We start from the raw sequence: 24,168 nt of genomic DNA, 5'->3' as shown, positions 1-24,168 counted from the left end.
ACGCTCTCAAATGTGTGGAGCCGCTCAGCGGCTCAGGCTGACCGGCTGTCCGGAATTCATCGTACCGTCGAAACGGTTGTCGGCACTCTTGTAGACCCGTCCGATGACGTCGCCGGCCCGGTTCTTGAACTGGACCATCTTGCCCGACACGTCCCAGGATCCCATCGTCGTCAGTTCCCCGACACAACCGCGGGTTCCGCCGCGCGAACCGCCCCCGAGATTGGTGAGCGTCAGGAACATGTCGCAGGAGGCGCCGGCATTCGAGACACGCCAGTTGCCGACCATGGCTTCCTTCTTGACGTCGAGAGCACTCGCCGGCGCCGCCGCATTCGGGTCAACCGCAGCCATGTTCGGGTTGGCAGCCGGAGCGGTGGGGAACTGCGATGCGCCGCCCGGAGGCGGAAGCTGCCCGCCCTGCACCGACGGAACGGGCTGGGCCTGAAGAGGAGCGGGTTGAGAAGGCAAGTCGCTGTAGGGACTGTATGAAGTACGCTGGCAACCGGCAAGTGCTATCGCAAGAACAAGGCCCGTCGCCACATATCTGAACTGCATCATCTAACTCCCGCTTTCAGTCGGTATCCGCCGCTAATGCCACTGAATTGAGACCGAATTACCGTAAAGCCCCTTGGTTAATCAAGTGTGACTGGAACAATTTGACCGCCTGTTGCGAGTTCGGGCCTGCAGAACGCTTCGATCGGTTTCGGCAAGCAACAGGGCGCCGGCGCTGTTTTGGACGATCATTCGCCGGCGAGGAAGAAATCGGCCCGCCCCCGAAATACGGGAGCGGGCCGCAAGGAAGAACAGACGCCCGAGCGCCTCAGACGCGGCGCTCGACCATCATCTTCTTGATTTCGGCGATCGCCTTGGCCGGGTTCAGACCCTTGGGGCAGGTCTGGGCGCAGTTCATGATCGTGTGGCAGCGATAGAGCCGGAAAGGATCCTCGAGATTGTCGAGGCGCTCTCCCTTGGCTTCGTCGCGGCTATCGATCAGCCAGCGATAGGCCTGCAACAGGACGGCCGGCCCGAGATAGCGGTCGCCGTTCCACCAGTAGCTCGGACAGGAGGTCGAGCAGCAGGCGCAGAGGATGCATTCGTAGAGACCGTCGAGCTTCAGGCGATCCTCGTGGCTCTGCTTCCACTCCTTGGCCGGCGGCGGCGAAACCGTCTTCAGCCAGGGCTCGATCGAACGGTGCTGGGCATAGAAATTGGTGAGGTCCGGAACAAGGTCCTTCACCACCGGCATGTGGGGCAGCGGATAGACCTTCACGGTGCCCTTGATGTCGTCCATGCCCTTGGTGCAGGCGAGCGTGTTGGTACCGTCGATATTCATCGCGCAGGAACCGCAGATGCCTTCGCGGCAGGAGCGGCGCAGCGTCAGGGTCGGGTCGATATTGTTCTTGATATAGAGCAGACCGTCGAGAACCATCGGCCCGCAATCATCGACATCGATATAATAGGTGTCGATACGCGGGTTCTGGCCGTCGTCCGGATTCCAGCGATACACGCGGTACTCGCGAACGTTCTTGGCGCCTTCCGGCTTCGGCCAGACCTTGCCTTCGGTCATCTGGGAGTTCTTGGGGAGAGCGAGTTCAACCATTGCTAGACTTCCGATCCTTGGCGGCAAGCGCCATACTGTCTTTCAGGTTATAACCATTTGGCGCCCACGGGGCGACCGTCGTGTTCAAAAGTTTCAGGGGCCGGCCTTTGATCGCCGCCCAGACAAGCTTCAGCCGCTCCAGCGCCCGGAGCAGCGGCATCCGTGCGGCCCGGCCGAACGGCGCGCGGACATGCGCCCGTTTCGACGTCTTGTCGGTGGCGATCACGCTCGCCGAGCCCGACTGCATGATGACCCAGGGGGCAAGATGCGCCACGTCGCAATCGTGGTAGGCACCGCTCCAGAGGAAGTCGTCGGCCGGCACGCAGTTCTGGTCGACACCCGCAAGCAGGTGCTCCGCACCTCGGCGCGTCACCAGATACGCGGCCGAACCCGATGCAGGGCGCAGCGAACGAACCAGCCTGTGTTCACCAAGTTGACGTATCGTTATCACCTTGCGGCCACCCGGGCGGAAAACGCCCTCAAGCTTGACGATATCGACGCCGAGATCCGAACTGAGCAATTCGGAAACCGCCTCGGCGAAACCGGGCTGCGGCTCTGCGTCGTCCTCCAGCACGAGTGCATAGGTGAAATCGGAGGCAAGAAACCGCCGCCAAGTCAGCACATGACCGGCGAGACAGGCTTCTTCCGTCAGCATGAAGAGCCGGTTGCGGTGGCCGTTCCAGGCCACGCCGTCCGGTGGAAACCGCAGCGACTGCCCGCGAACGGACAGAACGGCTTGAGGATTGTTCCGTGCATCGACGGCCGCAATCCTCTCAAGCGGCCATTCGAGATGGCCGAAATGCCGTTCGATCTCGGCCCACCGGTCAGGCGAGCGATCGAGATTGATCGCGAATATGCCGAGAAGACGCCCGAAGGGCACTTTCTCGGCAGAATTCGCGATGGACGGCATGGCTGTCATGGCCTCAGTACACGCGTGCCTTGGGCTCGATCTTGTGCGGATCGATACCTTCTGCGATGAGTTCGGTATGGACCGGGCGGTAGTCGAGCTTCACCTCGCCGGCCTCGCTCACCCAGGCGAGCGTATGCTTGCGCCAGTTTACGTCGTCGCGACCGGCAAACGGGCCGGAGGCATAATCCTCGCGGGCGTGAGAGCCGCGGCTTTCCTTGCGCGCTTCCGCGCCGTAGACCGTGGTGATCGCATTTGCCATCAGATTCTGCAGTTCGAGCGTCTCGACGAGGTCGGAGTTCCAGATCATCGAACGGTCGGTGACCTTGATGTCCTTGAGCTCGCCCCAGATTTCCGAAAGCCGGCGGCAGCCGGATTCGAGCGATTCCTGGGTGCGGAACACGGCCGCGTCTTCCTGCATGGCGCGCTGCATCTTGTCGCGCAGCACGGCGGTCGGCGTGGAGCCGCTGGCATGGCGCAGGCCGTCGAAACGCTCCATGATCCTGTCGCAGGCGGCCTTGTTGAGGGCCGGCACCGGCGCGGCCCTGTCGATGACCTGGCCGGCGCGGATCGCAGCGGCGCGGCCGAAAACCACGAGGTCGATCAGCGAGTTGGAACCGAGACGGTTCGCGCCGTGCACCGAGGCGCAGCCCGCTTCGCCGACAGCCATCAGTCCGGGTGCGATCCGTTCCGGGTTGGAAGCATTGGCATTCAGGACTTCGCCCCAGAAATTGGTCGGGATGCCGCCCATGTTGTAATGCACGGTCGGCAGGACCGGAATGGGCTCACGGGTCACGTCGACGCCCGCGAAGATCTTGGCGCTCTCGGAAATGCCTGGCAGACGCTCGTGCAGGACGGCCGGATCGAGATGGTCGAGATGCAGAAAGATGTGGTCCTTGTTTTTGCCGACGCCGCGGCCTTCGCGGATTTCCAGCGTCATGCAACGGGAAACAACGTCGCGGGAGGCGAGGTCTTTGGCCGAAGGCGCATAGCGTTCCATGAAGCGCTCGCCCTCGGAATTGACGAGGTAGCCGCCTTCGCCGCGTGCGCCTTCGGTGATGAGACAGCCCGAACCATAGATGCCGGTCGGATGGAACTGCACGAACTCCATGTCCTGCAGGGGCAGGCCGGCGCGGGCGATCATACCGCCGCCGTCGCCGGTGCAGGTATGGGCGGACGTTGCCGAGAAATAGGCGCGGCCGTAACCGCCGGTCGCCAGCACCACCATCTTGGCAGCGAAGCGATGGATCGTGCCGTCGTCCAGGCACCAGGCGACAACGCCGGTGCAGCGGCCGTCGTCCGACATGATCAGGTCGAGCGCGAAATATTCGACGAAGAATTCCGCATTGTTCCTGAGCGACTGGCCATAAAGCGTGTGCAGGATCGCGTGACCGGTGCGGTCGGCGGCAGCGCAGGTGCGCTGCACCGGCGGGCCTTCGCCATAGTTCTGCATATGGCCGCCGAACGGACGCTGATAGATCTTGCCTTCCTCATTGCGCGAGAAGGGCACGCCGTAATGCTCGAGTTCATAGACGGCCTTCGGCGCTTCCATGACCATGTACTGCATGGCATCGACGTCACCGAGCCAGTCGGAGCCCTTGACGGTGTCGTAGAGGTGCCACTGCCAGCTGTCCGGCGTCATGTTCTGCAGCGAGGCGGCGATGCCGCCCTGTGCCGCGACGGTATGCGAGCGGGTCGGGAAAACCTTGGTGATGCAGGCGGTCTTGAAGCCCTGCTCGGCCATTCCGAGCGTGGCGCGCAGGCCAGCGCCACCGGCGCCCACGACGATCACGTCATAGGAATGGTCGACATAGATATAGGCCTTGCCGGTCTGGGCGATGGGTGTGATCGATGCCATAACGGGATTATCCTGCAAACGCGATTTTCAGGACGGCGAGAAGACAGAGGCCGCCGATCAGGAAGGAAAAGAAGGCATTGAGGATGAGAAGAGCGATCTTCATGCCTTCGGAATGGATGTAATCCTGGATGATTTCTTCCATGCCGAGACGCATATGCACGATACTGGCGACGATGGTCAGCGCATTGATCGTGGCAACGAAGGGATTGGCGAGTGCGCCGACCACTTCGGCATAGGGCCTGCCGGCATAGATGATCAGGAAGACGATGTAGAAAACGAGGAGCGGAACGAGCGCGACGGACGTGGTCCTGACGCGCCAGAAATGCTCCGTACCGCTCTTGGCCGAACCAAGGCCGCGGACTTTTCCGAGAGGAGTGCGCATATCCATGATCCTGTCTCCTCAGCGAACGATAAGCACGACCGCCCAGACCAGGATAGTCAGGACGATGGAAGCGACAAGATTGGCCTTGGCGAGCATGGTCGAGAATTCCTTCTCGAAGCCATAGCCGAGATCCCACATGATGTGGCGCAGACCACCGAGCAGATGGTGGATGAGGGCCCAGGTATAGCCGAAAAGCACGAGCTGTCCGATGAGCGAGCCGAACAGCCAGTTGACCCAGTTGAAATATTCCTCGCCGGAAGCGGCCGAGATCAGCCAGGCGGCAACAAGCAGCGTGCCGAAGTAGAGCGCTCCGCCGGTAATGCGGTGGACGATCGACATCGCCATGGTGGGAATGAATTTATAGATTTGCAGATGCGGCGACAGAGGCCGGTTATTTGTCACATTCGCCATCAGAACCTCGCGGCGTCGTATGCGGTATTTAAGGGCGGGCGCCCAACAATGCACGATGCCGAAGAAATGTGCATTGCATCATCGGCGTGGTTTAATCTTCGAAATCACGGACGACAAGAACAATTCAAACGGATTTCAAATTTAATCGATTGTGTCTTTCTCAAGGCGACATCGGCTCGAACCCGGCGCTCACATTAACCACGATTTGCAAAGAACTCATTGCCGGCGCGACGAGCGAGGCCGTTTCATGTTAACGTTTCGTTAACGATTTTGCCGGAGTTCGCCATGATCGCGAATCGCATGAAGCCTGTTTTCGTTGCCGGCCTGGTGCTGGCAGCGACATTGTCGTCCCCATCGCAGGCGGGCGACCGCGACTACGGCCACTGGCACTATCTATCCGCGCCCGCCGGTGCATTTGTCTCCAATAGCGACCTCGCCGCCTTTGTCAGCAAGCCCGGCATTTTCAGCGGCACGTTCGACATAGCCCGCACCGCAAGCCGTAGCGTCTATATCCTGCGGAGCTATCGGGACACGCCCTTCACGAGCCCCGTTATATCAATGACAGGGAGCGGCTCGGTTTCGCCTTCCGTGAAGATCATCGATGTCGCCGGCGAAACGGAGGATGCTTTCGCGCCCGTCAACGCCTGCATCTACGAGGCCGGTGCCTGCGTCATCCGCGGCGGGAATTGAGACCGGAAGGCAAGCTGAATACCGCTATCGCAATATGAGCGGCCGCAGCCCGTCTCACGGTGAACGCGCGTCGTATTGAAGGCGATTGCCCTCTATCTCCAACTGATGGGCGGCCGCCCATTGGGCAAGCTGATGCGCAGTCTCGGCCAGGGAATAGCCGAGCGGCGTCAGCGAATATTCGACCTGTGGCGGAGAGCTGTGGTGAACGATTCGCTCGACCATACCGTCACGTTCCAGTGTCTTCAGCGTGCGTGTCAGCATCTGCTGCGAGATACCGCCGACATGCCGCTTGATCCCGTTGAAACGCCGCGAACCCAGGCTCAAGGCCACAACGACCTGTATCGTCCATTTGTCGCCCACGCGGCTCAGGATCTCGCTGACGGCCTTGCAGCCAGCATGTGCCGGTTTGGCGGTCACATCCATCTGACCTGCTCCTAAAAATATGCTTTTGACGGGCATTTTTAGGTCACATAAATGGCTGTGGTCAACAATATGGACCATCCCGACGGGAAGAAGCCCTCAGGCGGGTCTATCGCAAGGAGACCACCGTGAAGCTCTTTTATTACCCGGCAGCCTGCAGCCTGGCCGATCATATCGCCCTCATCGAGACCGGCCTTCCCTACGGGCTATCCGGCATCGATCGCGAAAAGAAAACCGAAGACGGCCGCGACTTCCTGTCGATCAACCCGAAAGGCTACATTCCCGCCCTCGAACTCGAGGACGGTACGATCCTGACGGAAAACCAGATCATCCTGAACTATATCGCCGAACGGAGCGGCAAGCTTCTTCCCGAGGGAGGCATCGCACGGTGGCGGACGCTGGAAGCTCTCGCCTTCATGTCGTCCGAGATTCACACGAACTATGCCCCCTTCTTCAGGGATTTTCCGGAGCCCGAAAAAGTCCGCGCCCGCGAAAAACTCAAGAAGGCCTTCGCCATCCTCGCCGACCAGATGGGCCAAAAGCAATTCCTGATCGCCGACGAGATGACGATCGCCGACTGCTACCTGTTCTGGGTGCTGATGGTCGCACCGAAAAGCGGGGTCGAACTGCCGGAAAACCTGCAGGCCTGCTTCGACCGTATGAGGGTACGATCCTCGGTCATCCAGGCATTCGCCGAGGAAGGACTGGCGTGATCCTTCAGTTACGGACGAGCTGACCGGGCACGTTCTACTGGCCGGCGTGCCGTGTCAGCCCTCCACGCAAGGGGAAGCCGGTGCGCCCATCCGATCTCCCCCTTGAGGGGGAGATGCCCGGCAGGGCAGAGGGGGGTGCGGTGAGGCAAATCAAGGCCTTGGGAGAAATCGGCAGAAAAAATCACTCCCTTTCATCCCCGCCCTCTTGCGTCATGCCTAGAATTGCCCCGCTTCCGTTGCCGGAGTGTTTCGCGAGACGTTCGCGGGCAGGCGGGAGCCGGCGCTTCCATCGGAACCGTAACGTGCGGGAAAGGTGGAAGAGGTGAAAACCATGGAGCGCGTGCCGAAAGGCGGTTGCTCCTATCAAGCCTCCCCCGGACAGCCATGTCCGGTTCGGTATAGCCGTGCAAGTGGCAAGGTTTCCCGAAAGGAGACCGCGAATGAAGCCACGCAGCGAGGCGAGAGGATCACCTGTAGGGGCCGGAAGCCCCGAAAGAACGCCGAAGGCCACGCGAATGTGGAGCCACTTTTATTACTATAATCCGAGGTTCCGCATTCGCGTGCGCTTCTCCGGACTGTTCTTTGAAAACCACGGCAGGAGACTGCGCGGGAATGGTCCTGGTGTGCCTACCGGAATCGCCAGACCGTCGTCCGCTTTACCTCGCTGTCTTCCAGCACCCGCGTCACCGGCACGTCATACACCGCGAGCTGCTCCAGGCGGTCCTTGGGACAATAACTCCGCCCCGGATCGCCCACCAGAACCAGCCTCCCCCCGCCTGCAAGCCGCGTAAACCAGGGGATCAGCGCCCCGGCGAAATCTCTGTCGTAGAAGACGTCACCGGCAAGGATCACGTCCGCATCGACCGCCTTGCCAACCTGGTCCTCGCGCGTGAACCGAAGTTCGACCCCGTTCTCCGCCGCATTCAGGCTGACTGCAGTTTCCGTCCAGGGATCGATATCCGCCGCCAGCACATCAAGGGCGCCGGCAAGCTTCGCGGCAATCGCCACCAGCCCAGAACCGCTGGCGAAATCCAGAACTCTTTTGCCGGCTACCGTTTCCGGATGGTCGAGAATGAAGCGCGCCAGCCCCTGCCCGCCCGCCCAAGCGAAGGCCCAGAAGGGCGGCGGCAGGCCGATCTTGTCCAGATCCTCTTCTGTCTTCAGCCAGAGCTCATGCGCTTCGGTCGCAAGATGCAGCCGGATTTCCGGCACATGCGGCGGCGGCATGAGATCGGTGTTTTCGAGGATGAAGGTCCTGGGATCGGTCTTCAAATCGCTCAGTCCGGCGAGCGCGGCGGATTGTCGAGACCGCCGAGCCTGCAGATTTCGAAATATTCCTCTTCCGTCACCGGCTGCACGGAAAGCCGCATGGAGGTGACGAGCGACATCTTCTCGAACTTCGGGTTCGCCTTGATGTCCTTCAGCGTCACCGGCTTCGGCATATCCGTGACCGCGCGGACATCGACGCAGTCCCAGCGGGGATCGTCCTTGGCGGTCGAATCGGGGTGCGACAGCGCTGAGACCTCGACGATGCCGACGATCTCAAGCCCCTCATTGGAATGATAGAAGAAGCCCTTGTCGCCGATCTTCATCGCACGCATGTTGTTGCGTGCCTGGTAATTGCGCACCCCGGTCCATTCGGTACCCTTGGCGCCAGCGGCCTTCTGCTGTTCCCAGGACCAGGAAGAAGGTTCGGATTTATAAAGCCAGTACGCCATCTCTCGCTTCACTCCGCCGGCTTGTTGAAGACCCAGTTGTACGGTTTGACTTCGACCTTCTCGAAGAGACCGGCGAGATAATAGGGATCGGCTTCCGCGATCGTCCGGGCAGCCTCCATGTCGGCGGCCTCGACAATCACCAGGCTGCCGTTCGGCTTGCCTTCGTCATCGAGGAAGGGGCCTGCCATCTTCAGCGTACCTTCCGCATTGAGCTTGTTCAGATGTTCGAGATGAGCGGGACGGGTCTCCATCCGGACGTTCAGATGGCCGGGCTTGTCGGTGCAGAGAAAGGCAAACAGCATCGGGTCTTCTCCTAAGAGCGCATCCCGAAAAGTTGGAAGCGGTTTTCGGGCAATATGCGCGGTCACGAAAGAATTGTTATTCGGTTTTGATCGGCCGTGTCATGAGTTGCTCCATGGCCGACATGATATCGAGCTTCCCGTCGATGATCGCCGCCACCGCCTCGGTCACCGGAAGCTCGACCGAGAACTTTTCCCCCAGCCGGGCCGCGACCGAAGCCGCATGAAAGCCCTCGACCAGCGGACCGCCGGCAGTCTCCGCGGGCTCGCCCTTGCCGAGCGCGATGCCGAAGCGAAGGTTGCGGGATTGATGGCTCGTGCCGGTCAGCACCAGATCGCCGAGCCCCGAAAGCCCACGAACCGTATCCGCCCTGCCGCCCATCGCCTGGACGAGCCGCGACATCTCCGCAAGCCCGCGCGAGATCAGCGCAGCACGCGCCGAATCCCCGAGGCCCGCGCCTTCGATGATGCCACAGGCGATCGCCAGCACGTTCTTGAGCGCACCGCCGAGCTGCACCCCGATCCGGTCGGTCGAGGCGTAGAGCCGGAACGTGCGGCCCGAGAGCATGTTTGCAAGTCGTTCCGAGAGAGCCTTGTCCTCCGCAGCAATCACCATGGCGGTCGGCAGGCCGCGCGCGATATCGGCAGCGAAACCGGGGCCGGACAAAACGGCGATCGGATGATGCGGCAATTCCGCCTCCAGCACCTCCGTCAGCAGCTTGCCCGAAGACTTGTCTATTCCCTTGGCGCAGATGACCACCACCGCATCCCTGGCGAGATAGGGACCGTAATGCCGTGCCGCATCCGCCTGCGCCTGGGAAGGCATGGCGAAAAGTACAAGGCTCGCCTCGCTGATCGCATCCGGCTCGACGGAAAACTCCAGCGCATCCGGCAGCGGCACACCGGGAAGCGCTGCGTCATGCACGCGATCCTCACGCAGGTCGCTCATCAGCTCAGGGTCGCGGCCGATCAACGTCACCGGATATCGGCCCTCCAGCGAGATCACGGCGGCAAGCGCAGTCCCGAAAGCTCCCGCGCCGATGACGACGACACGTTCCTGGCCCTTCATGCCTTGGCACCCCGCTTGCCGGAGCCGAGCAGGGTCTGGGCTTGGCTGTCCAGCGGCCAGCGCGAGCGCGGCGCGACATCGAGCGGATCAGCCGGAAAATCCTCCGCCAGCCGCTCGAGGCCCGCCCAGGCGATCATCGCCGCATTGTCCGTGCAAAGCCGAAGCGGCGGGGCGATGAAGCGGAAGCCATGCTCCAGGCAGAGCGCCTGCAGCGTGCGGCGGATTTCCTGATTGGCCGCGACGCCTCCAGCCACTACAAGAGCCGGATCGACGTCGAGATTGGCGAACTCTTCCTTGAAACGCGCCAGCCCGCGGCCGATACGGTCGCGCAGCGTGCGGGAAACCGCCTTCTGAAATGAGGCGCAGATATCGGCGACATCCTGTTCGGAAAGCGGAGCGATTTCGGTCGCCGCCTGCCGCACGGCAGTCTTAAGGCCGGAGAAGGAAAAATCGAGCCGCGCCTCGCCGACCAACGGACGTGGAAGGGAGAAACGGTCCGGATCGCCGCTCTGTGCGGCTTTTTCCACGGCCGGCCCGCCGGGATAGGGCAGACCGAGCAGCTTTGCCGTCTTGTCGAAGGCTTCTCCGAGCGCGTCATCGATCGTCGTGCCCCAGCGCTCGTATTCGCCGACGCCGCGCACCAGCACGAGCTGCGTATGACCGCCGGATACCAGCAGCATGAGGTAGGGGAACGAAAGGCCATCCGTCAGCCGCGCCGTCAGCGCATGGCCTTCGAGATGATTGATGGCGAGCAATGGCTTGCCGGCGGCGCGTGCAATCGCCTTGGCCGTCATCAGCCCGACGATCAGTCCGCCGATCAGGCCCGGCCCGGAGGTCGCGGCAACCGCATCGATCTCGTCGAGCGATACATCGGCGCGGTGAAGAGCCTCCTCGACCAGTCCGTCCAACGCCTCCACATGGGCACGTGCCGCGATCTCCGGCACCACTCCGCCATAGACGCTGTGCTCGTCGAGTTGGGATAGCACGACATCGGAAAGGATTTCGCCGCGGCCGTCCTCATGACGCGCGACCACCGCTGCGGCGGTCTCGTCGCAGCTAGTTTCGATGCCCAGGATGCGAAGAAAGGTCGCCATGCCCTATCGTTGACTGCCCATCGTTGATTGCGAGCTGGAAGAAAGAGGTTTACGAGAGCTTCCGGTAACAACGGAATGACGCGGATGCAAACAAAACCTTTTCGGATCGGTACGCGAGGCAGCCCGCTGGCGCTCGCCCAGGCCTCCGAAACACGCGCCCGGCTCATGGCCGCGCATGGCCTGCCGGAAGAGATGTTCGAGATCGTCGTGCTGTCAACGACCGGCGATCGGATCAACGACCGGCCGCTGACGGAGCTCGGCGGCAAAGGCCTCTTCACCCAGGAACTGGAGGAGCAACTTCTTTCCGGCGATCTCGATTTCGCGGTGCACTCCTCCAAGGACATGCCCACCAAACTGCCTGACGGTCTGCGGCTCGCCGCCTATCTGCCGCGAGAGGATTTCCGCGACGCCTTCATCGGCCGCACCGCACCAACTTTGACTGCATTGCCCGACGGCGCCACGGTGGGATCATCATCCCTCCGCCGCCAGGCGCTGATCCGTCGCATCCGGCCGGACATCGACGTCATCACCTTCCGCGGCCTCGTCGACACGCGCTTGCGTAAGCTGAGCGAGGGGGAGGTCGATGCAACCCTTCTCGCCTATGCCGGCCTGAAACGCCTTGCCAAGGAAGACGTCGTCACCGAACTGCTGGACCCGGCCGACTTTCCCCCTGCCCCGGCGCAAGGCGCGATCTGCGTCGAAAACCGCATCGGCGATGCCCGCATCGATACTCTGCTGGAGGCGATCAACGACCGGGCGACCTACGACGCGGTCTCCTGCGAACGCGCATTCCTTGCAGCTCTGGACGGATCCTGTCGCACGCCGATTGCCGGTTACGCGGTCTGCGAGGGAGATCACATGAAATTCTCCGGCCTTATCCTGACGCCGGACGGCGGGAAGGAGCACTCGATCGAGGTGGAAGGTCACCGCGAGCACGCCGAGACACTGGGCCGCAAGGCGGGCGAAGCGGTGCGCGTAGCCGCAGGCACCGATTTCTTCGAAGGCTGGAGTTGAGCCTGTGCGGGTCGTCGTCACCCGTCCGGAAAACTCCGCCCGCCGGTCGGCCGAACGGCTGCGGAGCCTCGGCCATGAGCCGGTTCTTCTGCCGCTGACGAAAGCACGGCACCGCGCGGACTTGGCGGAAGATGCCTTCGATAAACCACATGCCGCGCTTGCCGTGACCAGTGCCGAAGCCGTCCGGGTCCTTTCGGCCCTGGCGGATCGCCTTAAACCCTATCTCGAAGAAACGCTCTATGTCGTGGGCGATGCCACCGCCAGGGCGGCGGGAGAAGCGGGCTTCCAAAACATCTGCGTCGGGCCTGGCACCGGAGCCGCACTCGCCGAACTGATTGCAAGCCGCACGCCGGAGTTCGCCGCTCCCCTCCTCTATCTGGCTGGAAAACCGCGCTCGCCGAAATTCGAGGAGGGATTGCATGCGAAGAAGGTGCCTTTTGTGACGGCGGAAATCTACGAGATGTCACCCATAGCTTATGATGAGGACATTATCCGGCATGCATTGCTCGATCCGCCGGCCAACGCAGTGCTTCTTTATTCCCGCGAGAATGCGCGCCTCTTCTTTGATTTCGCAGTGCCGCACGCTGCGGCTCTGGCAGCCATGCGGATGCTCTGCCTCAGCGATAACGTCGCCGGGGTCGTGCCATATGAATTTCACAGAAACATCAAGATCGCTGAACACCCTGACGAAGACGGGCTTCTTGCCCTTCTTTAGTCGCGGCCCGCGGCAAAATCCCGCCCGCCCCTTTCCTTCCACTCACCCACCGACTAATTTCCTGTGAGCGCATGCAAAAAGAGGTCGAGATGGTATCGGAAAAACCACCCCGCCGGTCGAAGGCAGAAAAAGAACCGGTCACGATCGATCTGACGGCCGAGGAATCGGATGTAGTCGCGGAGCCGGTCCGCAGTAACGATACCGACGAACCGGTGACGTCCGCTGAACAGGTCGCGGAAGCTTCGGAGACATCCGTGGAGCCCCAGGAAGCAAAGGGCGACATTACGGACGAACCCGTCGCGCCCCCCTCCACCACCGAGAGTTCCCCGATCGTCGAGGATGACGAAATTCCGGAAGAGCCGAAATCCGCAACCGTAACCCCGGAACCGGAACCGACGCCTGCACCGCATCCCCGCACCAGCCCCGCCACATCGACCCTCGTCGCGGCCGGAGTTTTCGGCGGCATCGTGGCACTCGCCCTTGCCGGCAGCATGCAATACGCAGGCTATCTGCCCGCAGCAACGCGTGCGCCGGCCGTCGACATAACCCCCGTCTCGTCGGAGCTTGCAGAACTGCGGCAGGAAGTTGCGGCACTTCGCGACAGGCCGGCCTCGCCGGCTGCGGATACGGCGCTTGCCGATCGCGTCGCGGCCCTTGAAGCTTCGGCAAATGCTCCAGTCGGCGGCGTGTCCGAACAGGCGCTTGCCGCGATGAAGACGGATGTCGACACACTGCGCTCGGCGATCGAATCGACGGCAAGCAACGGACTGGCTGTCGAAGACCGGGTCAAGGAAATTGAAACCCGGCTCAATGACCGTGGCCCGGAACAACAAATTGCCCGCGCCATTGCCGCCGCGGCTTTGAAGGCGGCCATCGATCGCGGCGGGTCGTTCGAGACCGAACTCCAGACCTTTGCGAGCGTTGCCGGCGATGATCCGGCGGTTGCCGATCTCCAGAAATTTGCAGCAGGCGGGATCCCCTCCCGCGCCGACCTGCAACGCGAGTTTCCGCGCATGGCCGATGCCATGCTGGAAGCCGTCGTCCAGCCGGACCCGAACCAGGGCATCGTCGACCGGCTTCTGTCTTCGGCAATATCCGTGGTCAAGGTGCGGCGCGTCGGAGATGTCCAGGGAGATACGCCGGAGGCGATTGTCGCCCGCCTGGAAGAAGGGCTGCGCAACGGCAACCTCCAGGCCTCCGCCCGCGAATGGGATGCGCTGCCGGAGCCGGCAAAGGTGGTCTCTCGCGATTTCAAGCAGAAACTCGATGCTCGCATTCAGGTGGAAAATCTCGTGGGCGGAACGTTGACGCGTGCCGTCGCCGGCACTCAAGGCTGAGGCCCTAGATGATCAGACTTCTCATTTTCCTCGTTGTCGTGCTGGCCCTTGGCTGGGGTTTCTCCTGGCTTGCCGATCGCCCGGGTCTCATCTCCATCACTTGGCAGGACCACCTGATCGAGACGAGCATCATGGTTGCCGCCACCATGGTCGTTGCGCTTGTCGCAGCCGCGATGATTCTCTGGTGGATCGTCGGCGTGATCTGGACCTCGCCCTATTCCGTCCGCCGCTATTTCCGGGCCCGCAAGCGCGACCGCGGCTATCAGGCGCTTTCGACGGGATTGATCGCCGCCGGCGCGGGCAACGCGTTGCTAGCCCGCAAGATGAGTGTCCGCACCCGCGGCCTTCTGCGCGCCGACCAGGAGCCGCTGATCCACCTCCTCGAAGCCCAGACCGCCCTCATCGAGGGCAAGCATGACGAAGCGCGCCAGAAATTCGAGCAGATGGCCGAGGATCCGGAGACCCGCGAGCTGGGCTTGCGGGGCCTCTACATGGAAGCCCGCAGGCTGGGAGCCAACGAGGCCGCACGGCAATATGCCGAAAAGGCCGTGGAACATGCCCCCTACCTGCCCTGGGCGGCGCAGGCGACGCTGGAATCCCGCAGCCAGGCCGGCCGGTGGGAGGATGCGATCCGCCTGCTGGATCAGCAACGCGCAGCAAGCGTCATCGACAAGAACCAGGCCGACCGCTGGAAGGCCGTGCTGCTGACCGCCAAGGCCGACGACCGGCTGGAGGGCGACCCGAAAGGCGCCCGCGACGACGCCATGGCGGCCCTGAAGCTTGCCAAGGATCTCGTGCCCGCCGCCGTCATTGCCGCAAAGGCCTGGCTGCGTGAGGATAATGTCCGCAAGGCAGCCACCGTTCTCGAAGGCGTCTGGAAGCTCGGGCCGCATCCGGACATTGCCCGCGCCTATGTCCGCGCCCGCAGCGGTGACAGCACGACCGATCGCCTGAAGCGTGCCGAGAAGCTGGAAGCGCTCCGCCCGAACAACGTCGAGTCCCTGCTGGCCGTCGCCCAGGCCGCGCTCGACGCGCATGAATTCCGGAAGGCGCGCGCCAAGGCAGAGGCCGCCGCTCGCATGGATTCCCGCGAGGCCGCCTATCTGCTGCTGGCCGATATCGAGGAGGCGGAGACCGGAGATCAGGGACGTGTACGCCACTGGATGGCGCAGGCGCTGCGTGCGCCGCGGGATCCCGCCTGGGTTGCGGATGGCTTCGTTTCGGAAAAGTGGCTGCCGCTTTCGCCGGTGACAGGCCGGCTTGATGCATTCGAATGGAAGGCGCCGTTCGGCCAGCTCGAAGGACCGATCGAGGAAGGATCGCTCGCCGCCGAGGAAGCCATAGCCAGCCTGCCGCCTGTTTCCGCAATCAGGCCGGAAACAAGAGTGGAACAGCCGTCCAAGCCGATCATCGTACCGGTTTCCCCGTCCTCGGAACCTGCGAAGCCCCCGCAGACAGAAATAGCTGTTGCAGCAAAAACACCGGCTCCCGGGAATGTGACCTCAAAGACTGGAAAATCGCCGGAAAGTGAGGAGGAGCCGGTTCCCTTTTTCGGCCGTCCGCCAGATGATCCGGGTGTGAAAGATCCCGATGCCGCGCAGCCTCCGACAAGGCTCCGGCTCTTTTAGAAAGCGAGGGCCTGAATATAGATGTTGGACCGCATTCAGGCCTTTCTCCACACTCTCACATCACCGCACCACTCACAGGAATTCGCGCCGGACGATCCTCGGGTCGCTTTCGTCGCGCTCTGTTTCCAGGTCATGGAAGCTGATGGCAACGTCTCGGAGGAGGAACAGCAGAAGTTCCGCAACCTGCTGCGCGAGCGCTACGACCTCAGCGAGGAACGATTGAAGGCGCTGATCGAGATTGGTCATCAGGCCGGCAGCGAGGCGGTTGACTATTATCGTTTTACTTCCGATCTTAGACGATATCTCGTCGACGAGAACGATCGCGTCGAGCTCCTCGGCATTCTTTGGGATATCGTCTACGCGGACGGTCAGCGAAGCGAGATCGAAGATCACGTGATCTGGAGGATCGCCGATCTTCTGGGCGTCTCGGCGCGGGACAGGGTTCTGCAGCGCCAGCAGGCGGCGATGCGCGCAACGGGAGGAGATCAGGGAGGAGACTGAGGGTATACAAGATGCTGATGCTTCCTTCCCGTCGTACCGGAAAGCTCCCCGTGCTGATCGTGCTGCACCAGGAGCGCTCCTCCTCAGGCCGCGTGGGCCAGATGCTGATCGACAAGGGTTTTCCGCTCGATATCCGCCGCCCCGTCCTGGGCGATCTCCTGCCCGAAACCATGGCAGGCCATTCCGGTGCCGTGATCTTCGGCGGGCCGATGAGTGCCAACGATCCAGACCCCTTCGTGAAAGCCGAAATCGACTGGATCGGCGTGCCGCTCAAGGAAAACAAACCCTATCTCGGTATCTGTCTCGGCGCTCAAATGATGATCCGGCATCTGGGCGGCAGCGTCGGGCCGGACAAGGACGGTCTCACCGAGATCGGCTGGTACCCCTTGCGCCCGACGGAGCACGGTCGTCTGCTGACGCACTGGCCTAAAATGGTCTACCATTTCCACCGCGAAGGTTTCGACGTTCCGCACGGCGTCCAGCTTTTGGCCGAAGGCGATGCCTATCCGAACCAGGCAATCCGCTACGGCGAGAACGCCTGGGGCCTGCAGTTCCATGCGGAACTGACGCGCGCCATGATGCAGCGCTGGGTCGTGCATGGCGAACATCGCTTCATCATGCCGAACGCCCAGCAGGGCCGCGAACATCTCGAGGGCCGGATGATCTTCGACGCGCCGCTGAAGGAATGGCTCTGGAATTTCCTCGATATCGTCTTCGATCGTCCGGCTGCATCGGAGGGGAAGAGCAAGCCGGTGCGCAAGCCGGCCCTGCAGACCGGCTGAATCCGCTGGCAACGTTATCGCATCGGTGCTTCCAGGCTGTCGATCCTGCGGAGTCTCGGGAAACCGAGCGACCAGATGATCGCAACCGCGAGCGTGCCGACGCCGCCGATGACGACGGCCGGCACGGCGCCGAAGATCGAGGCCATGGTGCCTGCGCGGAATTCCCCGAGCTCGTTCGACGCACCGACGAAAACCATGTTGACGGCGTTGACGCGGCCTCGGACCTCGTCCGGCGTCCAAAGAGCGATCAGGGTCTCGCGAACATAGACCGAGATCATGTCGGACGCCCCCATCAGCATGAGCGCCGAGATGGAAAGCCAGGGCGTTACCGACAGGCCGAACATCAGCGTGCCGACGCCAAAAAGCCCGACGCCGATGAACATGGCAAGGCCCGCCTTATGGCGGATCGGATGGAAGGCGAGGTATATTGCCACCGCAATCGCCCCAACTCCCGGAGCTGCCCGCAGCATGCCGAGACCCCAAGGGCCGAGCTCCAGGATATCGCGCGCGAAGATCGGCATCAGCGCCACCGCGCCGCCGAGCAGGACCGCAAAGAGATCGAGCGAGATCGCACCGAGCACGATCTTTTCGCTGGAAATGAAGCGGAAGCCGGCAAGAATCTCCTCCCAGCTCACCTTGTTGGCGGCACGCCTCTGTGCCGGTTTCGGTATCAGGAAAACGAAAAGGCCTGCCAGCACCAGGAAGGCGAAGGCAACGGTGTAAGCCACGACTGCACTGACGCCGTAAAGCAGGCCGCCAACCACGGGGCCGAGGATCGCTGCCGTCTGCCAGGAAGAGGAGTTCCAGGCAACCGCATTCGGCAGATCCTCTTCCGGCACGAGATTCGGCCCGAGCGACTGCACCGCCGGTCCCATGAAGGCGCGTTCGATACCGAAAACGATCAGAATTGCGAAAACCAGCCAGGGTGTAAAAGTGTGCGTGACGGTCAGCGCCAACAAAGCGCCGGCGCAGAGCGCTCCGACCACCATGCAGATGGCGACGATGGCGCGGCGGTTATAGCGGTCGGCCACCGAGCCGGTAACAAGGATCAGGAGCAGAGACGGCAGGAACTGGAAAAGCCCGATCAGGCCGAGATAGAGCGCATTGCGCGTCTCGTCGTACATTTGCCATCCAACTGCGACGCTGACGATCTGGATCGAAAAGGCGGAAAGAAAGCGGGCGAAGAAAAACCGCGTATAGGATGAATGCCGGAAGGCGGCGAAACGATCGCCCGAGGCGGAAATCGACATTTAATAGCACTTTCAGCGGAGCCGGAACCAGCATCGTCCCCGTCCCCCGTTAAACATGATTTGGATGAGGCCCAAGTGCGGCACTTGCCCGTTAGTTCGCCAATGTCTACATGTCTGTCAATAACGAAATGGAGACGTGAATGCTCGCCCTGTTTCAGACCATCGATTTGGCCTTGAACCTTTACACCTGGGTGCTGATCGCCAGCGCCATCTTCTCGTGGCTCTATGCCTTCAATGTCATTAATTCACGAAACCAATTCGTGGACGCGATCGGCCGCTTCCTCTACAACGTGACTGAGCCGGCGCTCCGCCCGATCCGCCGCTTCATGCCCGATCTCGGCGGCATCGATATTTCCCCGGTGATCCTGCTCCTGATCATCTTCTTCATCCGTTCGCTGATGTGGACGTCGATCTATCCGCTGGTCGCGTGAACAACACCCCTTACAGCAGGCATCCCGATCACCTGAGGCTTGCAATCCGGCTGACGCCGAATGCAGGTCGCAATGTTGTCGAAGGCGTTGAGATCGCGGCCGACGGCGAGGCTTTCCTGAAGGCGCGCGTCACGGCGGTTCCCGAAGACGGCAAGGCCAACAAGGCGCTGATCCTGCTGATCGCCGACACGTTCCGGCTTCCCAAATCCTCCATTTCGATCATTTCCGGCGAAACTGCGCGTAAAAAAATCCTCCGGATCGACGGCGACCCGGAGGATCTGGAAGAGAAACTCAAGAAGCTTCTATAAGCCTGCCAGCTTACTTCTTCTGCGCATTGAAACGATCGACGGCCTCGAGGATCAGCTTCTTCGCGACGCCTACATCCTGCCAGCCGCCGATCTTCACCCACTTGCCGGGCTCGAGATCCTTGTAGTGCTCGAAAAAGTGCTCGATCTGCTTCAGCGTGATTTCCGGCAGGTCGGAGTAGTTGGCGATCTTGTCGTAGCGGCGCGTCAGCTTCGGCACCGGCACGGCCAGAATCTTCTCGTCCTTGCCGCCATCGTCTTCCATGACCATGACACCGATCGGCCGGACGTTGATGACGCAGCCCGGAACCAGCGGGCGGGTATTGCAGATGAGGACGTCGATCGGATCACCGTCTTCCGACAGCGTGTGCGGCACGAAGCCGTAGTTGCCCGGATAGGTCATGGGCGTGTAGAGGAAGCGGTCGACGATCAGCGCACCGGCTTCCTTGTCCATCTCGTATTTGATCGGATGGCCGCCTACCGGCACCTCGACAATGACGTTGACGTCGTCTGGCGGATTCTTGCCAACGGAAATCGCATCGATACGCATTCTTTTCCTCGGGTCAGGTTCGACAAAGGTATCCGTCGATAGCGGGAATCATGCTGCAAAGCAACAAGGCTTTGGGAGGATTGTTAACTCCCAGCGTCAGCTATAAAATTAGAAAACGCTAAAATTAAGAAAGTGGCAGCAGTACGGCCGATCAGGGCCAGACGAAGCCGATCTTGCGAAGCTGCGTGCCGCCGAAATCCTCCATGCCTTCAGCGACATCCGCTCCGCCATGCCGGCGGAAGAAACTCGCCGCATGCTCGCTGTCTTCGAGGCACCAGACGACAAGGCCTTCGCAGCCAAGCGATCTCAGCAACCGCCGGCTCTCGCCAAACAGACGTCTCCCAAGCCCGATCCCCTGGAATTCAGGCCGCAGATAGATTTCGTAAACCTCACCGTCATAGGGCAGGGCGCGTGCCCGGTTCAGCCCGATTGTCGCATAACCGGCAATGGCACCGGCGACATCAAGAACCAGCAGCGTTGCGGGACCACGTGTCGCCTTGCGCCACCAGGCTTCGCCCCGGCGCTCCAGCATCTGCGTCAGCGGCTTGTAAGGAATGAGCCCGGCATAAGCCTGGGTCCATGCCTCACGGTGCGCCTCCGAGATGGCTCTTGCGTCTTCCGGTTCCGCCCGGCGGACATCGATCGACAACGTTTTCATAACGCTACTTTAAGCCCTGTCGTGGTCAATCCGCCATTTCACCATTGGGTGTAGGAGGATTTGCCCACAGACCTTTCATGTGGACGACGAGAAGACGTTAACGTGTTTTTAACCTTTGTCACAAGTCTCGCCGCTGCGAAGACACAGAAAAAACCCCGGCATCGCTGCCGGGGCTCGGGAAGGTTCAAACAGCTATGAAATCAAGCGATCTTGGACTTTTCGTAGCGCTTGCGATCATTCGGATCGAGATACATCTTGCGCAGACGGATCGAGTTCGGGGTCACTTCCATCAGCTCGTCGTCCTGGATCCAGGAGAGCGCGCGGTCGAGGGTCATGCGGATCGGCGGGGTAAGCTTCACTGCCTCGTCCTTGCCGGCGGCGCGGATGTTGGTGAGCTGCTTGCCCTTCAGCACGTTCACTTCCAGGTCGTTGTCGCGGCTGTGGATGCCGATGATCATGCCCTGGTAGACCTTTTCGCCCGGCTCGATGATCATCGGACCGCGATCTTCCAGATTGAACATGGCATAGGCCACGGCTTCGCCGGAACCGTTCGACAGAAGCACGCCATTGACGCGACCGCCGATCGGTCCCTTGTAAGGCTGATAATCATGGAACAAACGGTTCATGATTGCCGTGCCGCGCGTATCGGTCAGCAATTCCGACTGGTAGCCGATCAGGCCGCGGGTGGGAGCATAAAAACGCAGGCGCAGACGATTGCCGCCCGAAGGCCGCAGCTCGACCATCTCGGCCTTGCGCTCGGACATCTTCTGCACGACGACGCCCGAATGCTCCTCATCCACGTCGATGACGACTTCCTCGATCGGCTCCATGAGGTTGCCGGACTCGTCCTTGTGCATGACGACGCGCGGACGCGATACGGCCAGCTCGAACCCTTCCCGGCGCATGGTCTCGATCAAGACGGCAAGCTGCAATTCGCCACGACCGGAGACGAAGAACGAATCCTTGCCTTCGGCTTCTTCGATCTTCAGCGCGACATTGCCTTCCGCCTCCTTGAAAAGGCGGTCGCGGATGACGCGCGAGGTGACCTTGTCGCCTTCGGTACCGGCGAGCGGCGAGTCATTGACGATGAAGGACATCGTAACGGTCGGCGGATCGATCGGCTGGGCCTTCATGGCCTCTGTGACCGAGGGATCACAGAAAGTATCGGCCACAGTGCCCTTTGAGAGGCCGGCGATCGCGACGATGTCGCCTGCCTGTGCCTCCTCGATCGGCTGGCGTTCGATCCCGCGGAAGGCAAGAATCTTGGAAATCCGGCCGGTTTCGATCAATTTGCCGTCCTGGCCGAGGACCTTGACGCTCTGGTTCGGCTTGATCGACCCGGAAGCGATGCGGCCTGTAATGATGCGGCCGAGGAAAGGATTGGCTTCGAGGATGGTGCCGATCATCCGGAACGGACCTTCTTCGACCGTCGGCTCCGGAACGTGGCTGAGAACGAGGTCCAGCAGCGGCGCGAGACCTTCGTCCTTCGGGCCTTCCGGATTGAAGTTCATCCAGCCGTCGCGACCGGAACCGTAGAGGATCGGGAAATCGAGCTGCTCGTCGGTCGCATCGAGATTAGCGAACAGGTCGAAGACCTCGTTGATGACTTCTTCATGGCGGCCATCCGGACGGTCGATCTTGTTGATCGCGACGATCGGGCGAAGGCCAACCTTCAGTGCCTTGCCAACCACGAACTTGGTCTGCGGCATCGGGCCTTCGGACGCATCGACGAGCACGATCGCTCCATCCACCATCGAGAGGATGCGCTCGACCTCACCGCCGAAGTCGGCGTGGCCGGGCGTGTCGACGATATTGATGCGAACTCCCTTCCATTCAACCGAAGTTGCCTTGGCGAGAATGGTGATGCCGCGTTCCTTTTCCAGATCGTTCGAATCCATGACGCGTTCGGCGACGCGCTGGTTTTCACGGAACGAACCGGATTGTTTCAGAAGTTCGTCGACGAGGGTCGTTTTCCCATGGTCAACGTGCGCGATGATCGCGATGTTGCGAAGTGCCATATTCAAGATCTCTGAGGCTGCGGCGCGATGAACGGGAGGACGCGCCAAATTTCGTTGGCGGGCTCATATCCTTTTTTTCGCATTCGCGAAAGGGGATGCGGTTACAATTGCAATCAAGGGCGGCGAACACGGTTACTCCGCCACGAGGCCGCTGCGCCTCAGGAGCGTCAGCAGAAGAAGCGGCAGAAGCGTGGTGATCAGGATGGCAATGAAGGCCATGGCCATCCCGAGCCCGATCGAACCCTGCTCGAATTGCCGCCAGATGAAGGTCGCAATCGTCTGCATGCCGACCGGGGCGACGACCACCGAGGCGACCAGTTCGCGCGAGGCGAGCGCAAAGACGAGCAGCATTGCGGAAGCGAGGCTCGGGAAGACGAGCGGCAGAAGGATGCGGCGGAAGGCCGTAAAACTGCTCGCGCCGAAGACGCGCGCCGCCGCCTCCAGATTGTCGCCGATCTGCTGGAATGCCGCCGTCGTATAGCGCACCGGCTGTGGCAGTAGGATGCAGCAATAGGCAAGCAGCAGGATGAAGGCGGTGTTGTAGGGCGTCACCGGCAGCCAGGGCATGTTCCAGGCGAGGATCAGGCCCACAGCCACGACGATGCCCGGCAGGGCATTCGGCAGGATGGTCATCACGTCGATGGTCATGCGGCCTGGAATCTTCGTCTTCACCACAGTATAGGCGGCCATCACGCCGATAAGGCCGGTGATCAGCGCCGTGCCGATGCCGAGCGAGAAGCTGTTGGCGAGAGCCACCAGCGCACCGGCGCTGTTGGCGAAGACGGATTGGAAGTTGGCGAAGCTGATATTGTCCAGCGCCAGTCCGCCGGAAATGGTCCGTGACAGCGCCGTTGACAGGATTGCGAGAAGCGGCACGCCCGTCGCCAGGAACGCTACGACAGCAAATGCGATCATGACGGGGATTTTCAGCGCCCCAAGCGGGCGCTTGTCCTTCGCCGTCGGCTTGCCGCCGACCGTCTGGTACGAGCGCCGCGCGAGAATCCAGCGCTGCGCCAGGAACGTCACCAGCGACATGGCGACAAGTAGGATCGACAGGAGCGCCGCGCCCGGCAAATCGATCGGCCAATCGGTGATCCTGAGATCGATGCCTGTCACGAGCACCTGGAAACCGGCGCGCCGACCGAGCGCCGCCGGCGTGCCGTATTCCTCGATGGCCGCGGCGAAAACGAGCATGAGACTCGCGGCGAGACCGGGCGCCGAAAGCGGCAGCGTGATCCGCCAGAAGGCGCGAGCCGGCGTTGCGCCGAACACCCGGCCAACATCCGCATAGCGAGCTCCTACCGCCTCGACCGTGCGCGACACCGCGAAATAGACGACCGGAAACGTGTTGAACGTCATGACCAGCGTCATGCCGAACAGCGAGAATAGGAAAGGCGCGAGATTGAAGCCTGCAAGCTGCTGCAGGTATCCCCGCGGCTGCAAGGTCATGATCCAGCCAAGCGTCGCGATATAGGGCGGGATCATGAAGGGCACGAGCAGCAGCACATCCCAGACCGGCGCCAAGGGGATGCGGTAGAGTGCCCGGAAAACCCCGAGCGGAACGGCAATCAGTGCCGAAGCAAGCACCACGCAGCCACCGAGCAGCACGGTATTTGCGGCCATGCCGATCAGCGCACCATCACCTAGCGTCGCGATGAAGGAGGAGAAAGGGCCCGCGAACGAACCCTGTCCGAGATCGGGGAAAATGCCCTGCAGCACCACGGCAATGAAGGGAATGGCGACGATAACGATCAGTCCCGCGATTGCGAGCCAGGCAGCCGGAGCCGCACCGCCGATGCCGCCGTTCACCTTCATCCGACC

General features: G+C 61.8%; 27 protein-coding genes. 10 read left to right on the top strand and 17 right to left on the bottom strand.

What is annotated here, in order from left to right; translation table 11 throughout:
• Window positions 1-24 precede the first annotated feature (24 nt).
• The 6 genes from ABK249_RS07145 to sdhC form a co-directional block, all read right to left on the bottom strand.
• Entirely contained in the window at window positions 25-552 is a 528-nt protein-coding gene (locus tag ABK249_RS07145; protein WP_037157288.1) for a protease inhibitor Inh/omp19 family protein, read from the bottom strand.
• Window positions 553-817: 265 nt separating this feature from the next.
• Window positions 818-1,597, bottom strand: a complete 780-nt coding sequence (locus ABK249_RS07140; RefSeq protein WP_227704349.1) for a succinate dehydrogenase iron-sulfur subunit — start codon at window positions 1,595-1,597, stop codon at window positions 818-820.
• Window positions 1,590-2,507: a glycosyltransferase family 25 protein gene (locus ABK249_RS07135; protein ID WP_227704350.1), complete on the bottom strand. Its 918-nt coding sequence runs from the start codon at window positions 2,505-2,507 to the stop codon at window positions 1,590-1,592. The genes ABK249_RS07140 and ABK249_RS07135 overlap by 8 nt, the downstream gene beginning before the upstream one ends.
• Before the next feature lie 13 nt (window positions 2,508-2,520).
• Window positions 2,521-4,362, bottom strand: a complete 1,842-nt coding sequence (gene sdhA, locus ABK249_RS07130; protein ID WP_227704351.1) for a succinate dehydrogenase flavoprotein subunit — start codon at window positions 4,360-4,362, stop codon at window positions 2,521-2,523.
• A 7-nt stretch (window positions 4,363-4,369) separates the two neighbouring features.
• A complete protein-coding gene (sdhD, locus tag ABK249_RS07125; protein WP_037156781.1) occupies window positions 4,370-4,750 on the bottom strand; it encodes a succinate dehydrogenase, hydrophobic membrane anchor protein in 381 nt (126 codons plus the stop codon).
• Window positions 4,751-4,762: 12 nt separating this feature from the next.
• Window positions 4,763-5,155 carry a succinate dehydrogenase, cytochrome b556 subunit gene (sdhC, locus tag ABK249_RS07120; RefSeq protein WP_227704352.1) on the bottom strand — a complete coding sequence of 131 codons (393 nt, stop codon included), beginning with the start codon at window positions 5,153-5,155 and terminating at the stop codon, window positions 4,763-4,765.
• Window positions 5,156-5,440: 285 nt separating this feature from the next.
• On the opposite strand from sdhC, the gene ABK249_RS07115 reads away from it, so the two are divergent.
• Window positions 5,441-5,845: a hypothetical protein gene (locus ABK249_RS07115; protein WP_227704353.1), complete on the top strand. Its 405-nt coding sequence runs from the start codon at window positions 5,441-5,443 to the stop codon at window positions 5,843-5,845.
• A gap of 54 nt (window positions 5,846-5,899) precedes the next feature.
• Here the strand turns inward: ABK249_RS07115 and ABK249_RS07110 are convergent, their stop codons facing one another.
• Complete coding sequence (locus ABK249_RS07110) at window positions 5,900-6,268, bottom strand: winged helix-turn-helix transcriptional regulator (protein ID WP_227704354.1); 369 nt, start codon at window positions 6,266-6,268, stop codon at window positions 5,900-5,902.
• Window positions 6,269-6,393: 125 nt separating this feature from the next.
• Here ABK249_RS07110 and ABK249_RS07105 point away from each other — a divergent pair, with 125 nt between their 5' ends.
• Window positions 6,394-6,978: a glutathione binding-like protein gene (locus tag ABK249_RS07105; RefSeq protein ID WP_227704355.1), complete on the top strand. Its 585-nt coding sequence runs from the start codon at window positions 6,394-6,396 to the stop codon at window positions 6,976-6,978.
• A 627-nt stretch (window positions 6,979-7,605) separates the two neighbouring features.
• Here the strand turns inward: ABK249_RS07105 and ABK249_RS07100 are convergent.
• The 5 genes from ABK249_RS07100 to tsaD form a co-directional block, all read right to left on the bottom strand.
• Window positions 7,606-8,250 carry a class I SAM-dependent methyltransferase gene (locus ABK249_RS07100; protein ID WP_227704356.1) on the bottom strand — a complete coding sequence of 215 codons (645 nt, stop codon included), beginning with the start codon at window positions 8,248-8,250 and terminating at the stop codon, window positions 7,606-7,608.
• Between the two features lie 5 nt (window positions 8,251-8,255).
• Window positions 8,256-8,696 (bottom strand): EVE domain-containing protein, encoded by a 441-nt coding sequence (locus tag ABK249_RS07095; protein WP_227704357.1) that lies wholly within the window; start codon window positions 8,694-8,696, stop codon window positions 8,256-8,258.
• 8 nt (window positions 8,697-8,704) lie between these two features.
• Window positions 8,705-8,998 carry a YciI-like protein gene (locus ABK249_RS07090; RefSeq protein WP_037156768.1) on the bottom strand — a complete coding sequence of 98 codons (294 nt, stop codon included), beginning with the start codon at window positions 8,996-8,998 and terminating at the stop codon, window positions 8,705-8,707.
• Between the two features lie 76 nt (window positions 8,999-9,074).
• On the bottom strand, window positions 9,075-10,064 hold the full coding sequence (locus ABK249_RS07085) for an NAD(P)H-dependent glycerol-3-phosphate dehydrogenase (RefSeq protein ID WP_227704358.1): 990 nt from the start codon (window positions 10,062-10,064) through the stop codon (window positions 9,075-9,077).
• On the bottom strand, window positions 10,061-11,158 hold the full coding sequence (gene tsaD, locus ABK249_RS07080) for a tRNA (adenosine(37)-N6)-threonylcarbamoyltransferase complex transferase subunit TsaD (protein ID WP_227704359.1): 1,098 nt from the start codon (window positions 11,156-11,158) through the stop codon (window positions 10,061-10,063). Before tsaD ends, ABK249_RS07085 begins: the two co-directional genes overlap by 4 nt.
• A gap of 84 nt (window positions 11,159-11,242) precedes the next feature.
• Between tsaD and hemC the strand changes: the two genes are divergently transcribed.
• The 6 genes from hemC to ABK249_RS07050 all read left to right on the top strand — a co-directional run bounded on the left by hemC (window position 11,243) and on the right by ABK249_RS07050 (window position 17,135).
• A complete protein-coding gene (hemC, locus tag ABK249_RS07075) occupies window positions 11,243-12,172 on the top strand; it encodes a hydroxymethylbilane synthase (RefSeq protein WP_227704360.1) in 930 nt (309 codons plus the stop codon).
• A gap of 4 nt (window positions 12,173-12,176) precedes the next feature.
• On the top strand, window positions 12,177-12,887 hold the full coding sequence (locus ABK249_RS07070; RefSeq protein WP_227704361.1) for a uroporphyrinogen-III synthase: 711 nt from the start codon (window positions 12,177-12,179) through the stop codon (window positions 12,885-12,887).
• A gap of 89 nt (window positions 12,888-12,976) precedes the next feature.
• Window positions 12,977-14,224 (top strand): COG4223 family protein, encoded by a 1,248-nt coding sequence (locus ABK249_RS07065; protein WP_348862506.1) that lies wholly within the window; start codon window positions 12,977-12,979, stop codon window positions 14,222-14,224.
• An 8-nt stretch (window positions 14,225-14,232) separates the two neighbouring features.
• Window positions 14,233-15,852 (top strand): heme biosynthesis protein HemY, encoded by a 1,620-nt coding sequence (locus tag ABK249_RS07060; RefSeq protein WP_227704363.1) that lies wholly within the window; start codon window positions 14,233-14,235, stop codon window positions 15,850-15,852.
• A gap of 21 nt (window positions 15,853-15,873) precedes the next feature.
• Window positions 15,874-16,353 carry a tellurite resistance TerB family protein gene (locus ABK249_RS07055; protein ID WP_037156756.1) on the top strand — a complete coding sequence of 160 codons (480 nt, stop codon included), beginning with the start codon at window positions 15,874-15,876 and terminating at the stop codon, window positions 16,351-16,353.
• A gap of 17 nt (window positions 16,354-16,370) precedes the next feature.
• Window positions 16,371-17,135 carry a glutamine amidotransferase gene (locus ABK249_RS07050; RefSeq protein ID WP_407722151.1) on the top strand — a complete coding sequence of 255 codons (765 nt, stop codon included), beginning with the start codon at window positions 16,371-16,373 and terminating at the stop codon, window positions 17,133-17,135.
• 14 nt (window positions 17,136-17,149) lie between these two features.
• Here the strand turns inward: ABK249_RS07050 and ABK249_RS07045 are convergent, their stop codons facing one another.
• The gene (locus tag ABK249_RS07045; protein ID WP_227704365.1) at window positions 17,150-18,385 is read right to left on the bottom strand and encodes an MFS transporter; all 1,236 of its coding nucleotides are present in this window, start codon (window positions 18,383-18,385) and stop codon (window positions 17,150-17,152) included.
• Window positions 18,386-18,525: 140 nt separating this feature from the next.
• Here ABK249_RS07045 and ABK249_RS07040 point away from each other — a divergent pair, with 140 nt between their 5' ends.
• Window positions 18,526-18,816 (top strand): YggT family protein, encoded by a 291-nt coding sequence (locus ABK249_RS07040; protein ID WP_037156750.1) that lies wholly within the window; start codon window positions 18,526-18,528, stop codon window positions 18,814-18,816.
• A complete protein-coding gene (locus tag ABK249_RS07035; protein WP_227704366.1) occupies window positions 18,813-19,124 on the top strand; it encodes a DUF167 domain-containing protein in 312 nt (103 codons plus the stop codon). The genes ABK249_RS07040 and ABK249_RS07035 overlap by 4 nt, the downstream gene beginning before the upstream one ends.
• Window positions 19,125-19,134: 10 nt before the next feature.
• On the opposite strand, the gene ppa is transcribed toward ABK249_RS07035, so the two are convergent.
• From ppa to ABK249_RS07015, 4 genes are all read right to left on the bottom strand, one after another.
• Entirely contained in the window at window positions 19,135-19,671 is a 537-nt protein-coding gene (ppa, locus tag ABK249_RS07030; protein WP_037156746.1) for an inorganic diphosphatase, read from the bottom strand.
• A gap of 151 nt (window positions 19,672-19,822) precedes the next feature.
• Window positions 19,823-20,329, bottom strand: coding sequence for a GNAT family N-acetyltransferase (locus tag ABK249_RS07025; RefSeq protein ID WP_037156744.1), 507 nt, complete (start codon window positions 20,327-20,329; stop codon window positions 19,823-19,825).
• Between the two features lie 200 nt (window positions 20,330-20,529).
• Window positions 20,530-22,347 (bottom strand): translational GTPase TypA, encoded by a 1,818-nt coding sequence (gene typA / locus ABK249_RS07020; protein ID WP_348862505.1) that lies wholly within the window; start codon window positions 22,345-22,347, stop codon window positions 20,530-20,532.
• A 132-nt stretch (window positions 22,348-22,479) separates the two neighbouring features.
• The gene (locus ABK249_RS07015) at window positions 22,480-24,162 is read right to left on the bottom strand and encodes an ABC transporter permease (protein WP_227704367.1); all 1,683 of its coding nucleotides are present in this window, start codon (window positions 24,160-24,162) and stop codon (window positions 22,480-22,482) included.
• Window positions 24,163-24,168 lie beyond the last annotated feature (6 nt).

The sequence above is a fragment of the Neorhizobium phenanthreniclasticum genome, assembly GCF_040066075.1.
GTDB lineage: Bacteria > Pseudomonadota > Alphaproteobacteria > Rhizobiales > Rhizobiaceae > Neorhizobium > Neorhizobium petrolearium.
This window is presented reverse-complemented; position numbering and strand designations above follow the sequence as displayed.

Bases quoted from the DNA above. Each gene is read 5' to 3' on its own strand.
- ABK249_RS07145 (WP_037157288.1), bottom strand. From the start codon at position 552: ATGCAGTTCAGATATGTGGCGACGGGCCTTGTTCTTGCGATAGCACTT.
- ABK249_RS07140 (WP_227704349.1), bottom strand. From the start codon at position 1,597: ATGGTTGAACTCGCTCTCCCCAAGAACTCCCAGATGACCGAAGGCAAG.
- ABK249_RS07135 (WP_227704350.1), bottom strand. From the start codon at position 2,507: ATGCCGTCCATCGCGAATTCTGCCGAGAAAGTGCCCTTCGGGCGTCTT.
- sdhA (WP_227704351.1), bottom strand. From the start codon at position 4,362: ATGGCATCGATCACACCCATCGCCCAGACCGGCAAGGCCTATATCTAT.
- sdhD (WP_037156781.1), bottom strand. From the start codon at position 4,750: ATGGATATGCGCACTCCTCTCGGAAAAGTCCGCGGCCTTGGTTCGGCC.
- sdhC (WP_227704352.1), bottom strand. From the start codon at position 5,155: ATGGCGAATGTGACAAATAACCGGCCTCTGTCGCCGCATCTGCAAATC.
- ABK249_RS07115 (WP_227704353.1), top strand. From the start codon at position 5,441: ATGATCGCGAATCGCATGAAGCCTGTTTTCGTTGCCGGCCTGGTGCTG.
- ABK249_RS07110 (WP_227704354.1), bottom strand. From the start codon at position 6,268: ATGGATGTGACCGCCAAACCGGCACATGCTGGCTGCAAGGCCGTCAGC.
- ABK249_RS07095 (WP_227704357.1), bottom strand. From the start codon at position 8,696: ATGGCGTACTGGCTTTATAAATCCGAACCTTCTTCCTGGTCCTGGGAA.
- ABK249_RS07090 (WP_037156768.1), bottom strand. From the start codon at position 8,998: ATGCTGTTTGCCTTTCTCTGCACCGACAAGCCCGGCCATCTGAACGTC.
- ABK249_RS07085 (WP_227704358.1), bottom strand. From the start codon at position 10,064: ATGAAGGGCCAGGAACGTGTCGTCGTCATCGGCGCGGGAGCTTTCGGG.
- tsaD (WP_227704359.1), bottom strand. From the start codon at position 11,158: ATGGCGACCTTTCTTCGCATCCTGGGCATCGAAACTAGCTGCGACGAG.
- hemC (WP_227704360.1), top strand. From the start codon at position 11,243: ATGCAAACAAAACCTTTTCGGATCGGTACGCGAGGCAGCCCGCTGGCG.
- ABK249_RS07065 (WP_348862506.1), top strand. From the start codon at position 12,977: ATGGTATCGGAAAAACCACCCCGCCGGTCGAAGGCAGAAAAAGAACCG.
- ABK249_RS07060 (WP_227704363.1), top strand. From the start codon at position 14,233: ATGATCAGACTTCTCATTTTCCTCGTTGTCGTGCTGGCCCTTGGCTGG.
- ABK249_RS07055 (WP_037156756.1), top strand. From the start codon at position 15,874: ATGTTGGACCGCATTCAGGCCTTTCTCCACACTCTCACATCACCGCAC.
- ABK249_RS07050 (WP_407722151.1), top strand. From the start codon at position 16,371: ATGCTTCCTTCCCGTCGTACCGGAAAGCTCCCCGTGCTGATCGTGCTG.
- ABK249_RS07045 (WP_227704365.1), bottom strand. From the start codon at position 18,385: ATGTCGATTTCCGCCTCGGGCGATCGTTTCGCCGCCTTCCGGCATTCA.
- ABK249_RS07040 (WP_037156750.1), top strand. From the start codon at position 18,526: ATGCTCGCCCTGTTTCAGACCATCGATTTGGCCTTGAACCTTTACACC.
- ppa (WP_037156746.1), bottom strand. From the start codon at position 19,671: ATGCGTATCGATGCGATTTCCGTTGGCAAGAATCCGCCAGACGACGTC.
- ABK249_RS07025 (WP_037156744.1), bottom strand. From the start codon at position 20,329: ATGAAAACGTTGTCGATCGATGTCCGCCGGGCGGAACCGGAAGACGCA.
- typA (WP_348862505.1), bottom strand. From the start codon at position 22,347: ATGGCACTTCGCAACATCGCGATCATCGCGCACGTTGACCATGGGAAA.
- ABK249_RS07015 (WP_227704367.1), bottom strand. From the start codon at position 24,162: ATGAAGGTGAACGGCGGCATCGGCGGTGCGGCTCCGGCTGCCTGGCTC.